We start from the raw sequence: 14,032 nt of genomic DNA, 5'->3' as shown, positions 1-14,032 counted from the left end.
CTCAACCTCACTCCGGCAAACCCGCTGATTCCAAAAGCCTTTTTTTGCGTAAGTAAATAATCGCCCCGTTATCGTTTTTTATTCTTTTTCCAAGCAGCCTGTCCGACGAAAACACCAGGCAATCCTTTGAAAGCGCGAAAAGCGCGTCATCGGCATTCCCGGCCTGAACCGGAACTGCCCTGCAATCGTTTGCTTCCAACATTTTTTTCACAACCGCGAACTCGCGCGCCAAAGCCTTTTTCTTTTCCGCCAGCAATGAAAGCTCGGATAAAACCTGCTCCGGCACAACGAATGAAACAGCGCCGAAACGGTTTTCCACCAATGCGAAAACATCAATTTTGTCGCGCGCCGCAAGCAGCAGGATATTCGAGTCGAAGGCGACCGTTTTCCGGCTATCCGCTGATGCCATAAGCGACAAGCCTCCACTGGCCGGACTCGCGCTTGCTGATGGCAACCTTCTGGCCCGGCTCTATTACAACCTCGTTCTTCAATGCAACGTCAAAAAAACTCTTTTTGTTCTCCTTCACAACATTGCCGACCGCGGTCATTGTGCCCACGGTTATGACAACCAGGTCATTGACCTTGACTCCATGCGAGCCGTCAACCAAAAGCCTTTCAAGCGGAACAACATTCAGCCTCAAAGAAGTTGTGGGCGAAGGCATGGAACCCGGCTTTGAAACAACCTGGCCGCGCATGCTGTCGTTCTGCGTAATGCTCGGATCAAGGGTTGTGCCGATTGCAATCAGGCCGCCTGGACGCGCTTCTTCCAGGGCGCCGCCGGAAACCCCGAGGCTCACAACAGAAGTGAGAATCGGCTTGGATTCCAGGCCGGGGCTGATTTCAATTTGGTCGTTCAGGCGAAGCGTGCCCTGCATCACCGAACCGCCCAGAACGCCGCCCTTGAGGTCATGGATTTTGGTGCCGGGCTTGTTGATGTCAAAAGAGCGCGCGCAAAAAAGCTTGACGGGCTTGCCCGAATCGAAGGACGGAGTCTTGATGCATTCTTCGATTGCCTCGATCAGCAAATCCACATTGACGCCGAAATTCGCGGAAGTCGGAATGACGGGCGAACCGGCAAAGCCGTTCTCCTGCAAAAACTTTTTTATCGCAGTGTAATGCGCCAAAGCCTGCTCCCTTGAAACAAGGTCTGCCTTGTTCTGCGCCACGACAATGCTTTCAATGCCGGCAATCTTCAAAGCCATCAGGTGCTCGACCGTGCGCGGCTGGGGGCATGGCTCGTTCGCGGCAATCACAAGAACAGCGCCCTGCATGAGCGCGGCGCCGGAAAGCATCGTGGTCATCAGAGTCTCATGGCCGGGCGCGTCGACAAATGAAACTTTACGGAGTTTCTGCGCAGTTGAATTGCAGTTCTGGCAGACGGGACTGGAGCCGAACGCTTCCGACCCCTTGCACTCCGGACACCTGTAAAACACCGCATCGGCATAGCCGAGCCTGATTGAAATGCCGCGCTTCAGTTCCTCTGAATGCGTGTCAGTCCACTTGCCCGTAAGCTTGGAAGTCAAAGTCGTCTTGCCATGGTCGACATGGCCGACCATGCCGATGTTGACGACGGCCTGCTCGGCAAAAGCCTGTTTGGGTTTTGCATCCTTAGGCTTTGAGGAAACATCGGAAGCCAAAGGCTTTGCGGCTGCCTTCAATGCTTCGGCCTTCGCATGCACTGCCTTGGCATCCTTCGGCTTTTCAGGCTGGGCTTCCGCAACGGCCGGCTTCTTCTCCGAAGGCTTTTTCAACAAAGGCTTTTTTTTCACTGACATCAAAACCATACCTCAAAAATAATGAAAGAAAAGAAAGAAATGAAAAAGGGCTCAGCGCTTCACCTTGCCCTTGATGTCCTTGGAACTGAGGTCGCCCTTGCCCGCCATTTCAAGCGACTGCTTGACTGCGCGCTCCTTCGCGGACAGCTCTTCCTCCTTTCCGCCCGCTCCCGCTGCCTTGCCGAGAGCCTCGTCAAGGTTCACTGAACCATAAGACGTGACAAAAACATTCAACTGGCTTGTTTCCGCGCTCACTGTATTGCCGCGCATTGTCTTGCGCCTGCGCTCGCCTTTCACCAAAGGCTTGAAACCAACGCCACCCGAAACAAAAACCTTTTTGCGGCCGGCAGTGGAAAGGTTTGACCTCATTGGAAAGCCCTGCTTGTCGCTTCCGCCCGCAATCGTAGCCTTGAAGCCGGGCAAGCCCAGCTCAGACAAATCTACCTGTTCGCCGATTTTCCTGTTCTCGAAAACCGTGCCCTCGACTTTTTTCGAATAAGCCCTGCCCGTCTTCGGGTCAGAAATCACCACATTCATGCACTCGCCTCCGAATCCTGCATTGAAACAACCACTGCCTTTATTTCCTCTAGCAACTCTTTTTCACCATCGGAAAAAACGCCTGCCAATGATTCCAGTTCGGCAAACTGCCGCAAAGGAATGAACGACAACAAGGTGTCGCCCTCATTAAGATTTTTTCCGACAAAAGCGCCGTCAATCGAGACAGCCACTTCATCGCCTTTCTTCGCCTCTGAAAGGGTTTTGCCCTCGGACTGGATTGCCTGCACCCTGCCGACAACCATGCCGGCGTTCAAAAGGGAAACGCCCTGGCAAAGCTTTCCCTCCAAAACCCTCACACCCACTATTGCGGGCTTGCAGTTCCTGAAAACAAGGTTCGGCAAAACCTCGATTTTCGCCGGAAAAACAAGGGAAGAAAGCTTCTCCTTCTTGCGCCTTTCGCGCTCTTCCAGAAGCCACGATTCATGGCTCTCAATCAACTTATATATTATGTTGCTTTTAAAAATTTTGACCCCAAGCTTTTGGGCCTCAAATTCGAGGTCATCCGGCACTTTGACGTGAAAAGCGAAAATCACGCACTCGAAAGCATCCTTCCCCGCCGCAGCCAAAGCCGAAACGCACTCAACCAAATCCTTCTTTGAAACATCGCCGATGTCGGCTTTCTTGACCGGAACGCCCTTAAGGTCAAGCAGTTTTATGAGCGCTTCAAGCGAACCGAGAGTGTCGGCTTTCACAATCACGCCGTTCCCGGCCCTGGAAAAAGTGAGCGATGAAACCTCCTCGGAAAGCGCGGACAACTGCAAATCATCGCTATTGCCATTGCCGTCAACAACCACGAGCGGCGAACCAGCCAAAACATCATCCAGGCCGGGCGCGGCAATCTTCACGCCCGAAGCCGCAAAAACCTGCCTGACCGACCTGAACTTTTCCTTGGGGTCGCGGATTTCCTCCAAAGGCTTCGGCTCAAGCAAAGCCCTTATCCTGGCGCGGATTATGCCGTTGCGCCCCGCCACGGCAATCTCGTCGCCGACTGAAACACTGCCCTCGTAAAGAATAACGTCAACAGTCTTTCCCAGGCCGCGTTCCTCCTTGACCTCCAAAACAGTCGCCTTCGCCTTTTCGGTTTCCGAAATCTCAAGCCTGTCCTTCAAAAACTTCTGGCTTAAGCCCGACAAAAGCATCAGCAATTCCGGCAAACCCTCTCCGGTCTTCGCCGACAGGGGAACGATCGGAACCTGCTTTGAAAAATCCGTGCACCTGTCAAAGCGCTCGGCCTGGAAGCCGCGCTCGAAAAGTTTTCCTACGATTTCGTAAACCTTCGTGTCAACAAGGTCCTGCACGGATTTAGGCTGCAAGGCAAAATTCGAGGAAAAATCACTGCCCGAACTCTGATAGCCGTGCAAAAGGTCGACCTTGTTCGCGGCAAGAATGAACGGCGTCTTATACGAGCGCAAAATGTCAATGGCTTCAAGCGTCTGCGGCTGGAAACCCTGGGTAATGTCAACCACGAGAACAGCAAGGTCCGAAATCGAGCCGCCGCGCTTTCTCAAATTCGTGAAAGCCTCATGGCCGGGCGTGTCAATGAAAAGCAAGCCGGGAATTGAAAGCGAAAAACCGAACTTTTTGAGCAGGGAACCGGAAATCTTGTCAATCACGTTAATTGGCACTTCGGTTGCGCCGATATGCTGGGTAATCTGCCCCGCCTCCTTCTCCGCCACGGCCGTGCCGCGGATGGCATCCAAAATTTTTGTTTTCCCGTGGTCGACATGACCGAGAACAGTGATAATCGGTTTGCGGATCAAAAAAAACACCTTCAAAATTTCTTTTCAGACAAGGCCCGTGGAACCGAAACCGCCGTCGCCCCGCACGGTCTCATCAAGCTTTTCGACCAGCTTAAAATCAGCGGACTCGATTTTGTTGAAAACAAGCTGGGCAATCTTTTTGCCCTTCTCGACAAGAAAAGAATTCTTGCCAAGATTGATCAGAATGACCTTGACTTCGCCGCGGTAGCCCGCGTCAATCGTGCCCGGGGTGTTAAGCAAAGTGATGCCATGATTCAGGGCAAGGCCGCTTTTCGGCCTGACCTGGCATTCAAAACCGACGGGGATTGCAAGCTTCAAGCCGGTCGCGACAAGGGCAATGCTGCCGGGCAAAACCTCTAAGGTTTCGTTGGCGTAAAGGTCATAGCCTGCATCGCCGTGATGGGAAAGCGAAGGCAACTTTGCATCAGGGGAAACCTTTTCAATTGCAACATCCAAGCAAACCGCCCGCAAAGGCAAACAGTCACTGCTGCTGCCCTTTCTCGTTCCTGGCATAAATCCAGTCAAAGTTCATCTTGCGATAATCGTATAGTTCCTGCTCGGAAAAAAACCTTGCGATTTCCTCTTTCGCCTTCTCGTTGTTCTCGGAGGCATGGACAAGGTTCGTCTGGTTGCTCACGGAATAGTCGCCCCTGATTGTTCCGGGCTGGGCTTCCCTGCCGAAAGTGCCGCCAATCATCCTACGGACAACGTCGACAACTTCCTTGCCCTCAAAGACAATGACAATCGAGGGAATCGAGGACATGTACTTTATGAGCTCCTCGTAAAACTCCTTGTCCTTGTGCTGTGCGTAATGCTCTTTCAGCTTGTAAGGCGCCAGATGCTCCATTTTCATTGCAACAATCTTCAAGCCCTTGCGCTCAAAACGCGAAAGGATTTCGCCCACAAGACTGCGGTTGACGGCATCAGGCTTCACAATGACAAGCGTTCTCTCCATGCCACCAGTCACTTCATTCACCTTTCGCTTTTTTGGACGCCTTCTTCGCCGCAAGCTTCCCCTTCTTAGCCTTTTTCGCGGCATGCCTGGCGTTCAGCTTCTCCTTGCGCTTTGACAAGGAACCCGGCTCGGGCTTTTCCGTAACAGGGACTGGGGCCCCGGGCTTTGCCTCCGCCTTTGCAGCTGCAGTGGCGGAAATACCTGACTTGAGCCTCTTGAATTCCGCGGTCCACGGAACATGGCGCGGGTTGCGCCTCAGCTTCAAATAGTTCTTCATGCACTTCGAACCGTTAAAATAATGGAATTCGCCGTCCTTCTTCACGTAAAGCACGCCAGTGCCGGGCAAAAGTTCCGAACCGCAAAAAGCGCATTTTGGCATAAAACAATCAAACCCCGGACAATTTTACTTCTTAGTCTTGATTTCCTTGGCTTCACGCTCAGTATTAAGCAAAATGACCACATCGCCCTTCTGGCAGACGCCCTTCACATTCCTTCGCTTTATCCTGCCCTGGTCGGGGCCGGAAAGGATCTTGCACATGACCTGCAGGATCTCACCATGCACGCCGGTGCGCTTTATGACCTCAACCACTTCGGCAGGCGTTCCGCTCTCGTCTTCAGCCATAAAAACATCACGCCTTGGCAAGCTCCTTCAGCTTTACAGTGATGTCGGCAAGCTCCTTCTTGGCGTCGCCCTCGTCCAGGACAACAACAGCGGAAGTGCCGACCGCAATGCCCGCCTTCTCCCCCAATTCCTTCTTGGTTTCAACAAAAGAGAACGCGACATCCTTTTCAGAACAGATTATCGGAAGGTGCATGACAATTTCAGGCGGCGAAACATCCTTGGCAATCAGAACAAGCTTTGCCTTGCCCCTCTCAACCGCCTTTGTGACCTCGTTGACACCAACGCGGATTTTCCCCTTCTTCTTTGCCTTGTCAACAACGTCAAGCTGTTTTTCAGCAATTTCCTTTGGAACGTCAAACTTCACGAATTCAGCCACAAGCACACCTCCTCAGGCCAAAAACGGCCGTCATCCTCATCGGCGAAAATTCGAATTGAATCGATTGACATACTCTGCGACAAAAAAGCTTAAAAAGCCGATTCCGCCCAAGCGGCCTGCCCGCGCACGCGGAACTTTGCGGCACACGCCTGTCGGAGGATGCCGCGCGTGCCATCGCATTAACAATTTTGGTTGCGGCTTTGCCTAGAACGGCTTGCAATAACCAAAACCGGAGAAAAACTTAATAATCAGAATAGAGAAAGAGTAAAGCATGCCACTGCGAATGACTTCAGGCCCCGGAGAAACAAGGCGGCCGCAAAAAGCGGCCGGAAGAAGGCTGGTAAAGCCCGGCGAAGCAAGGCGGATAGCCGCCGAAAGGCGGGCGAAAGCCGAGAAGCGCAATCCGGTTTATTATATCAAAGCCATTCCGGTCGACTCCGAAGGTCTCAGTTCAATGTCATATAAAGACGGCCGAAGGGTTGACCCGCGCACTGGCCAGGTCATATACGACCTCGGCCCGCCAATCAGCAAAATCCTCGGGGAAGACCACACCCGATATGTGCACATTTTAGTGACGGACAAAAACGGCAGGCCCGTTGGAAACCCCGGGGCGCCCGGCACGGAAAGAAGATCCCTGCACGTCAATGCCCTAACGGCAGTCAAACGGACCCTGTCAACCGACCAGTGGATTAGGGGCAGTGCAAATGAAATCTTTGCGGCACGCATGCCGGAACTCAGGGGCACTATTGACCCGGCACATAGAAAACGGACAACTTAAGGAAAACCCCGGCATCACTTGTGCGAGAACACTGCCTGCAGGCGCGCATTCTTTTCGGAATCAAGCCTGACAAAGCCGAACCTTTCAAGCAGTACAACCGAACCTATTTTCTGCGACAAAATTTTTTCGTTGACCAGGCCGACAACCTTTGAATTGTCGGGCATCAGAACTTCAATGTCAGCGCCCACCAAAAGCCATGAAACAACCGGCTCAAGCCTGTGGGTTCCGGCAAACTTCGCCCCGGCTGAAAATTCCTCAATCGTTTCCAGCTTTGCGTTGAACGCCTTTTTCAGGCGGAAAACTCCTGCAGGGCCGGCTTTTTCAAGCTCTTTTTTCGAAACAAAAAAAGACTGCGAACCCTCATCCAGGGAAACCGTTTCATTGTCAAGCTCGGCCTCGGTTGCAGGACAGAATTTGACTTCAAGCCTGACCGGGTCCTGGATGAAAACAAAACCTGGCGCGGACTGCAATGATTCGCGGTTCCATGAAGCCAGGGCATCGGAACTGATTGTCGTGTCATTCTGGTTCGAGCCAATGAAAATGATTGCCTTGCGCAGGGTTTCAGGCAAAAAGCCTCTCCTGCGCAGGGCCTGGATCGTGCCAAGCCGCGGGTCATCCCAGCCCGAATATTCGCCCGCTTCAATGCCCGCTTTGATTTTCGAGGTACTCAAAACCATGCCTTCCAATTTGACCCTGCCGAAATGGATTGAATGCGGATACTTCCAGCCAAAATATTTGTACAGGAATTCCTGCTTGGTCTGGTTCTGCGCGTGCTCCTGGCCCCTGATGATGAGCGAAACTCCAAGCTCGTGGTCGTCGACCGCGGAAGCAAAATTGTAGCTTGGCCAGACAAACTTTCCCTTAACATTCGGATTCGGGTGCTCAGGCCGGTCAACGATTTTGGCTGCCCACCAGTCACGCGTGCTCGGGTCAGGATGCTCCAGATCGGTTTTGATGCGCAAGACCGCCTGGCCTTCCTTCAAATCATTTGAAAGCATTTTTTCAAACAACGCAAGCTGTTCGGTTTCAGGCTTTCCGCGGCAGGGGCACGCTTTTTTGTTTTCCGTGAGTTCGCGCCACTTTTCAACATCGCAAAGGCAGACATACGCCTTTCCCATGCCGATTATTTTGCGCATGAGAGAATAGTAGATTTCCAGCCTGTCGGAAGCGAAAAAAACCTTGTCCGGAAAACAGCCCAGCCACTCCAGGTCGGTGCGGAACAACTGCTCGGCATTGGCGACAGGCTTTTTCACTTTCGGGTCGGTGTCATCAAACCGCAGGAAAAATTCCCCGCCATATTTGCGCGCATAATCGTGGCTCAGAATAGCGGCACGTGCATTGCCCAAATGAAACGGGCCATTGGGATTCGGGGCAAAACGCGTTACAACCTTTTCCGCGTTCTCGCCTTCAGCCCATGCCAGCGGCTTCAAGCCCTCAACTTTTTCAGGCGGTTTCAGCTCGTAGCCTTCAGCAGCAAACTTCCTGAAATCGCCTTCGATTTCCTGCAATGAAAGGGAATTGGTTTTTTTCACTGCGGCCTGCGCCGACGCGACAATCTCCTTCATGCCGGCCGCGGCGTGCAGGGCTTTCAGCTTGCCGACAACCGCGCCGATGTCGGCTTTTCCGCCATGCAAAAAAGCGTTCTTGACCGCATAACGGAAAGCGTCTTCGTCAAGGGACATAAAACCAACAAAACCAATTAGTGCGCCTAACTATTAAAAAATGCAGGTGGGCAATGAAAGAATCGAAGCGAAAAGAAGGTAGCTGGGTATTGCAACAGCAATGCTCCAGAATCCGAAGATTCTGGGCACGTCGTAAAATCTTGGATTTTGCGAAGTACCCGTCGTCAAACCAGCCGTTCCGAGCAAAGCGAGGCAGCGCTATCGAAGATAGCGCACGTACCCGCCGGACGTGACGGCGAGCCGGACGAAACCGGTCGTCCAAGAATTTGTGTGTATCTTCGGGCGTTTGCGCTTTGGCGTGTTTTTAAGTTGGTTTGCGCGGTTGGCAGAATTTAAATGGGCTTTCCGGCATCCCAGTGCTTGTCGAAATAGCCCTGCAGCATGGAAGCCATTGCCTTGTTGTCGGACCAGATTGCAAAATGGTATTCCGGGCTTTTCTCGGTGTCGCTCAATGCAAGCACGACTTTCTTGTCGTCAACAACAAATGCGGTGAGGCCGTGGTTGGAATGCCTGACGTTCAGGCCGATGTCCCTGGCATGCTTTTTGATTGCGTCCGTTGGCGCGTGGTTGACCAGCCGGATTGTGACGTTCTTGTTCTTCGCCTTCTCAAGCGCGTTCGCCAGCACAGAGGACTCTGATTCCAAAGCAGTGAAACCGACAACGCTTGACTCCGCGCTTTCAAGCTCCTGCGCAAGAATCCTTTCAAAATCGGATTTGTCCTTCACTTTGAGGACCTTCTCTTCGGCGGTTGCAATGCCCTGGCCTGCGGACAAAAAAAGCTGTTTTACACCGTTTGCCTTCGACTCCAATGCCTTCAAACCGGCTTTCTTCTCGTTAAGCAAAAGGTTCACTGATTCGGAGGGGTCTATGCCGCGGTATTTCTTGGGCCTGCCGGAAATCTCGATTATCAGGCCGCGCCTGATAAGCTTGTCCAAAACGTCATAGACGCGGGTCTTCGGAACCTGCGCAAGCCTGCTGATGTCAGGCGCCTCGGCTTCCTTAAGTTTCAGGATGGTGGAAAGCGTTTTGGACTCGTATTCCGTCAACCCAAGCTCAAGAAAAAGGCTGTTAACATCAGCTTCCGACATCAAAACCACGGCAAGTAATTGTTCTAAATAAATAAGTTAACTACAATAAATAATTATGCCCCAAGAATATATAAATTTACCCATTACAGTTAATTCATTAAGTTAAGTTGTTTTTGTTGCATTGCAGTTTAAATTGTTTCGGTGCCAAACCTATAAAAAAAGCGGTGGTTTTTTGAAAGTCAATGAACTCAAACCAAAAAGCGCAGTACCGGAAATAACCCTTGAAATCGTCTCAAAAGGCGAGTCAAGGGATTTCGCCTCGGACAGGGGCTCCGGCAAAGTCTGCAATTGCGCAGCCAAGGACGAAACCGGCGAAATCAGCCTGACCTTGTGGAACGAACAGACCGACACATTCGAGGAAGGCGACAAAGTCAAAATCGAAAACGGCTGGGTCTCGGAATACAAGGGCAAAATGCAGCTCGGCACAGGCAGAATGGGCACGATTTCAAAGGTTTAAGGCAAAACACCAGCCATGCCGGACAACCAAACTGCAGGCCTGCCGGCCCAGCTGCCGCCCGATGAAAGCAGCCAAGCCAGATTAATCCAAAATAGCCATCGCTAGCCTGAAAAGGAGACCTTTTTTACGAAAAGCGCAAAAAATAGGGAACGCGGGGCCTTAAACGACCGCCGCAACAGATTCTTTCGGCCTGTTCCTTCCGAAATTCGCAAAGCGCCTGTACTTTGTTTTCGTCCAAGCCTGAGGCTGCTTTTTCCTCATCTTGAATTCTTCTTGAAGAAGTTCCTGCCTGAGTTTTTCATCGACTTTGTCCAGATACATCAAATCCCACCTTGAAACTTTAAAAACCAAAACCCAAAGAAACTAAGAGAAAGAGATTTTCAAAGGATCAATTGCCACTATACTTAATGGTGCTTGCGGAGTTTAAAAAGGCATATGGTACGAATACCGCAAACGGAAACTAAGTTTTTCCCTTCTTTTTTCCAGGTTGGCGGGGCGGCTCCGCAACGGGTTCGCCGGAGTCAAGAATCTTCTCAGCCGGTTTGTGCTCGTGCCACTCTTTCATGTCCTCTTCATCCAAACCGAGCTGTTTAAGGTAATCGTCGTGCTCCTTGTCCGGAATCTCGGAAAACCACTGTTTCCAGGCCTTATCGTCGGCATTCTCGATCTTTCCATCCGGGCGGGGTTTGCGCATTGCCATGAAAACAATATTGAAGGTAAAAAGGATTTAAATTTATCCTAAAAATGGCCCCGGCAAGCCGAACCAGCCGGCAAGCCATAAATATAAAAGCGAAAAAAGCCAGATTCTGTTATGCAGGAAAAAACCGGCTCCCGGCAGGGGCAAAACAATATGCCGCAACAAACTGCCCGTACAGGCGGCCTAGGAAAAACCGGGGGGGAGCCGGCGGCAGAGCAAGGCAAGGCGGGGGGCGGCACTGAACAGGACATGGCAAAAACCGCTGAGCGTTTCCGGCAGGAACTACTCATAACCGGTTACAGCAAGAAGACCATGGAAACCTACACGATGTACGTTAAGGAATTCCTTGCGTTTGTGAAAAAAAAACCCGAAACCTGCAGCCGAGAAGACGTTGTCTCGTTTCTCGCGCACAAAAAGGAAAAAGGCAACGCGGGCAACGCCACGCTTGCCTTGGTGCTGGCCTCATTGAGGTTCTTCTTCAAGGAATACCTGAAAATGGGGATAGTGGATGAAATAAAGCGGCCGAAAAAGGCAAAGCATCTGCCGACAACGCTTTCCGTGCCGGAAGTAATAGCCCTTATAAAAGCGATCAAAAAAAAGCGCAACCGCCTGATAGTGGAACTGCTTTACTCTTCCGGGGTCAGGGTAAGCGAATGCGTGAAAATGAAGGTTGCCGACCTTGACCTTGCAGAAAAGATGGCCAGAGTAAAAGGCGGGAAAGGCAACAAGGACCGGGTCATAATCCTGTCAAAGGACTGGTGCAAAAAAGCAAAAAAATACCTGGAAGGAAAAAAGATCCCGTCCGAATTCATGTTCTCGAAAAAAAGCAATTCAAAGCCGCTGTCAACCGACACAGTGCAAAGAATAGTAAAAAAAGCAGCCGGCCGCGCAGGCATACAGAAAAAGGTGACGCCGCATTCACTGCGGCACAGCTTTGCCACGCACCTCCTTGAAGGGGGGGAAAACATCAGGAAAATACAGGAACTTCTCGGCCATTCAAACCTCAGCACGACACAGATTTACACCGCGGTTTCAACGGACCAGCTGAAAAAAGTCGAGAGCCCGCTGGACAAAATAAAAATAAAATAAAACCGGCCGGCGGGGCGGCACTTCCACTATTGCGTTCACCCAAACCACGGGCCGGGGGCAACCGCCGGCGGCAGCAGAAGTAAAAACACAAAATCTTGGACACCGGCCCGTGGGCCGGCCCGGCAAACCAACCCCAAACAAGCCGCTTGGCGGCAGGTGAGATAGATTTAAATATTTAAATTCCATTCTATAATACGCTTAATAGGGGAGGGATATTTCATGACAGTCAGGCTTTCAAAGTTGTTTGGTATGGACATTTACACCACAACGTCAGAGTATAAGGGCAAGGTTTACGACCTTGTGATAAACCTGGAGAAAGGCAGGGTTGAGACCATCACAACCGAGCCGCTGAGGGCAAAATCCAAGCAGGACGCAAAAAGGATCATTTCGGAAAAGAGCGTGCCGTACAGGAACGTCAAATCAGCAAAAGACATAGTTCTTGTTGGTGTGGGAAAAGACGTCTCGGAAGACGAGAGTGTGGAAGCCCCGCCAGCCAGGCATCGCCGCTAAAAGAACAAAAAACAAAGAGTTATGTTTATATTGTTCGTTATCAGCCGATAAATTGACATTATAAATATATACATAATGCTTTCAAATACTTAATTATATTAAATAGTGGAAGTGTGGGGCCCATGGGCGTTAAAGGTTATTTCATCCAATACAAATTCATTCTTCCCGAAAACACAAAACACTCCTCTTATACCTACCAAAAACTCTTCCGGGCGATCTACGGCTACACCCAGGCGGTTTTCAAATCAAACGGCAAAAACTACCAATACCACCGCGAAGGCGTTCTGTCAAAATTTCCTTTTATCCGCGCCGGCAAAAGCTGTGTCATAATCCCGCCTGACGCGTTTCAGGAACTCACAGATTTTTTCAAAACAGGCAAAAACCCGACCCACAAATGGCAAACAAAAGGGGATTGGAAAGCGGTTTACTACCTTAACGAGAAAGACGTAAGCGAAAAAGAGGCGGTTTCCGCGCTTGAGGCACTGCTAGACCGGACCAAAATTCTTTCAGGCGACACCCCAGCCAGAGTCGAATCTGCCTTGGTTGGTTCCGGCGACCCAGCCATAAAAACTATTGCAGTGGAAACAGCAAGAAAGCTCACGGGTAATGTTTGGTTTAAGGAGCTTTACCCAAAATCAGAGCGCCTAAAATCCTTTTATACGGCGGCCAAAACACCCTGATTTTCTTTTAAACCCCAATCTTGCTTTTTTTCAGGCTGTTATTTTCTGATAGATTTCTTTTGCCTTTTCTTCGTCTTTTTTTGTCTTTATTATGATAATGAGGTCTTTTTTGCGCCATTTTCTCCTTCCCCCGGCGCTTGTCGACTCAAAAAGCCCTATGTCTGAAAGGGTTTTGAGATAAGGATAGAGGCTTTTCTCATTTTTGTATTCTATCCCGAAAAGTGCAACGACCCGCCTTCGGATCTCTTCCATATCAACCCACTCATCAAAACCTATAACGCTGGCGAGGTGGAACGCCTGGGTGTTTTCAACCAATTTCAGGTGGTCCCAAACAGAACGGATTTCCTCCTGGCGTTCCGCTGCGGGATAAATTTTTGCCGTGCCGGTGGGGGGGCCGCGCAGTCTTTCCAAAATTTTTATAAGGAATCCTAAAACCATGATTATTATATTTGCCGTAATTACTTAAATATTTTACTATAATAACACGCCTTTACTAAAATTACTTGTAATTACTTATTTTTGTTTTGTTTGTCCTTTTTTCGCTTTAAAGTGGTTTTTTGAGCCTTGTTATATGGGTCATTTTTGTTTTGTCCAGGCTCCTTTTAGGTGGGACGATCATATGCCAACATTCCCGCCTTTTGTGAGGCATTGTTTTTTTGCTTTTTGCCGGGTTTTTTGCCGCCTGGTTTTTTTGTTATGGTTCTCGTGGGTGGCGTGTATTTGTGAGCCTGGGTGAGGGCGGTTGCTTGGCTTTTGGGCCCGGCTAAAAGCGGTCCTAAGTTTTAGGTGCAAAAGTTTGTGATCTTTTTTTATTAGATGCCGCTTTTTTTAGGTCTAATCGGTGTAGTGTGGAAGCTTTCCGGTTCTTTTTGCCTTTTTGTGTTTTTTTAAGGCTTGGTTCTGTGGGTTTTAAAGAAATAGTGTTTTATTTTTTTAGCGGGGGAAGGATTTGAACCTTCGACCTTCGGGTTATGAGCCCGACGGGCACTCCTGGCTGCCCCACCC

At 50.5% G+C, this 14,032-nt stretch carries 19 protein-coding genes; 5 read left to right on the top strand and 14 right to left on the bottom strand.

Annotated features, from left to right (window positions below; translation table 11 throughout):
* Positions 1-7: 7 nt before the first annotated feature.
* The 9 genes from HY394_00095 to HY394_00055 are packed head-to-tail and all read right to left on the bottom strand — an operon-like array spanning position 8 to position 6,052.
* Positions 8-409, bottom strand: coding sequence for a hypothetical protein (locus HY394_00095; protein ID MBI4052418.1), 402 nt, complete (start codon positions 407-409; stop codon positions 8-10).
* Positions 393-1,775, bottom strand: coding sequence for a translation initiation factor IF-2 subunit gamma (locus HY394_00090; protein ID MBI4052417.1), 1,383 nt, complete (start codon positions 1,773-1,775; stop codon positions 393-395). Before HY394_00090 ends, HY394_00095 begins: the two co-directional genes overlap by 17 nt.
* 51 nt (positions 1,776-1,826) lie before the next feature.
* A complete protein-coding gene (locus HY394_00085; protein MBI4052416.1) occupies positions 1,827-2,312 on the bottom strand; it encodes a 30S ribosomal protein S6e in 486 nt (161 codons plus the stop codon).
* Positions 2,309-4,093 (bottom strand): translation initiation factor IF-2, encoded by a 1,785-nt coding sequence (gene infB, locus HY394_00080; protein ID MBI4052415.1) that lies wholly within the window; start codon positions 4,091-4,093, stop codon positions 2,309-2,311. The genes HY394_00085 and infB overlap by 4 nt, the downstream gene beginning before the upstream one ends.
* A gap of 24 nt (positions 4,094-4,117) precedes the next feature.
* Positions 4,118-4,606: a dUTP diphosphatase gene (gene dut, locus HY394_00075; GenBank protein ID MBI4052414.1), complete on the bottom strand. Its 489-nt coding sequence runs from the start codon at positions 4,604-4,606 to the stop codon at positions 4,118-4,120.
* Positions 4,575-5,048 carry a nucleoside-diphosphate kinase gene (gene ndk, locus HY394_00070; protein ID MBI4052413.1) on the bottom strand — a complete coding sequence of 158 codons (474 nt, stop codon included), beginning with the start codon at positions 5,046-5,048 and terminating at the stop codon, positions 4,575-4,577. Before ndk ends, dut begins: the two co-directional genes overlap by 32 nt.
* Positions 5,049-5,061: 13 nt before the next feature.
* Positions 5,062-5,427, bottom strand: a complete 366-nt coding sequence (locus HY394_00065) for a hypothetical protein (protein MBI4052412.1) — start codon at positions 5,425-5,427, stop codon at positions 5,062-5,064.
* A 24-nt stretch (positions 5,428-5,451) separates the two neighbouring features.
* Complete coding sequence (locus HY394_00060) at positions 5,452-5,670, bottom strand: 30S ribosomal protein S28e (protein ID MBI4052411.1); 219 nt, start codon at positions 5,668-5,670, stop codon at positions 5,452-5,454.
* A gap of 7 nt (positions 5,671-5,677) precedes the next feature.
* The gene (locus HY394_00055; protein ID MBI4052410.1) at positions 5,678-6,052 is read right to left on the bottom strand and encodes a 50S ribosomal protein L7ae; all 375 of its coding nucleotides are present in this window, start codon (positions 6,050-6,052) and stop codon (positions 5,678-5,680) included.
* A 265-nt stretch (positions 6,053-6,317) separates the two neighbouring features.
* Between HY394_00055 and HY394_00050 the strand changes: the two genes are divergently transcribed.
* On the top strand, positions 6,318-6,824 hold the full coding sequence (locus HY394_00050) for a hypothetical protein (protein MBI4052409.1): 507 nt from the start codon (positions 6,318-6,320) through the stop codon (positions 6,822-6,824).
* A gap of 14 nt (positions 6,825-6,838) precedes the next feature.
* On the opposite strand, the gene HY394_00045 is transcribed toward HY394_00050, so the two are convergent.
* A complete protein-coding gene (locus tag HY394_00045; protein ID MBI4052408.1) occupies positions 6,839-8,506 on the bottom strand; it encodes a glutamate--tRNA ligase in 1,668 nt (555 codons plus the stop codon).
* 332 nt (positions 8,507-8,838) lie between these two features.
* Positions 8,839-9,594: a TrmB family transcriptional regulator gene (locus HY394_00040; GenBank protein ID MBI4052407.1), complete on the bottom strand. Its 756-nt coding sequence runs from the start codon at positions 9,592-9,594 to the stop codon at positions 8,839-8,841.
* A 172-nt stretch (positions 9,595-9,766) separates the two neighbouring features.
* On the opposite strand from HY394_00040, the gene HY394_00035 reads away from it, so the two are divergent.
* A complete protein-coding gene (locus tag HY394_00035; GenBank protein MBI4052406.1) occupies positions 9,767-10,051 on the top strand; it encodes a hypothetical protein in 285 nt (94 codons plus the stop codon).
* A 159-nt stretch (positions 10,052-10,210) separates the two neighbouring features.
* On the opposite strand, the gene HY394_00030 is transcribed toward HY394_00035, so the two are convergent.
* The gene (locus HY394_00030) at positions 10,211-10,372 is read right to left on the bottom strand and encodes a hypothetical protein (protein MBI4052405.1); all 162 of its coding nucleotides are present in this window, start codon (positions 10,370-10,372) and stop codon (positions 10,211-10,213) included.
* A gap of 139 nt (positions 10,373-10,511) precedes the next feature.
* Entirely contained in the window at positions 10,512-10,745 is a 234-nt protein-coding gene (locus tag HY394_00025) for a hypothetical protein (GenBank protein ID MBI4052404.1), read from the bottom strand.
* Between the two features lie 156 nt (positions 10,746-10,901).
* On the opposite strand from HY394_00025, the gene HY394_00020 reads away from it, so the two are divergent.
* The 3 genes from HY394_00020 (at position 10,902) to HY394_00010 (ending at position 13,027) form a co-directional block, all read left to right on the top strand.
* On the top strand, positions 10,902-11,837 hold the full coding sequence (locus tag HY394_00020; GenBank protein MBI4052403.1) for a tyrosine-type recombinase/integrase: 936 nt from the start codon (positions 10,902-10,904) through the stop codon (positions 11,835-11,837).
* A gap of 219 nt (positions 11,838-12,056) precedes the next feature.
* Positions 12,057-12,347, top strand: coding sequence for a PRC-barrel domain-containing protein (locus HY394_00015; protein MBI4052402.1), 291 nt, complete (start codon positions 12,057-12,059; stop codon positions 12,345-12,347).
* A 122-nt stretch (positions 12,348-12,469) separates the two neighbouring features.
* Positions 12,470-13,027 carry a hypothetical protein gene (locus HY394_00010; protein ID MBI4052401.1) on the top strand — a complete coding sequence of 186 codons (558 nt, stop codon included), beginning with the start codon at positions 12,470-12,472 and terminating at the stop codon, positions 13,025-13,027.
* A gap of 30 nt (positions 13,028-13,057) precedes the next feature.
* Here HY394_00010 and HY394_00005 read toward each other — a convergent pair whose 3' ends face one another.
* Positions 13,058-13,342, bottom strand: coding sequence for a hypothetical protein (locus HY394_00005; GenBank protein MBI4052400.1), 285 nt, complete (start codon positions 13,340-13,342; stop codon positions 13,058-13,060).
* Between the last annotated feature and the right edge of the window lie 690 nt (positions 13,343-14,032).

The organism is Candidatus Diapherotrites archaeon, assembly GCA_016205145.1.
Taxonomy (GTDB): domain Archaea; phylum Iainarchaeota; class Iainarchaeia; order Iainarchaeales; family JACQJH01; genus JACQJH01.
This window is presented reverse-complemented; position numbering and strand designations above follow the sequence as displayed.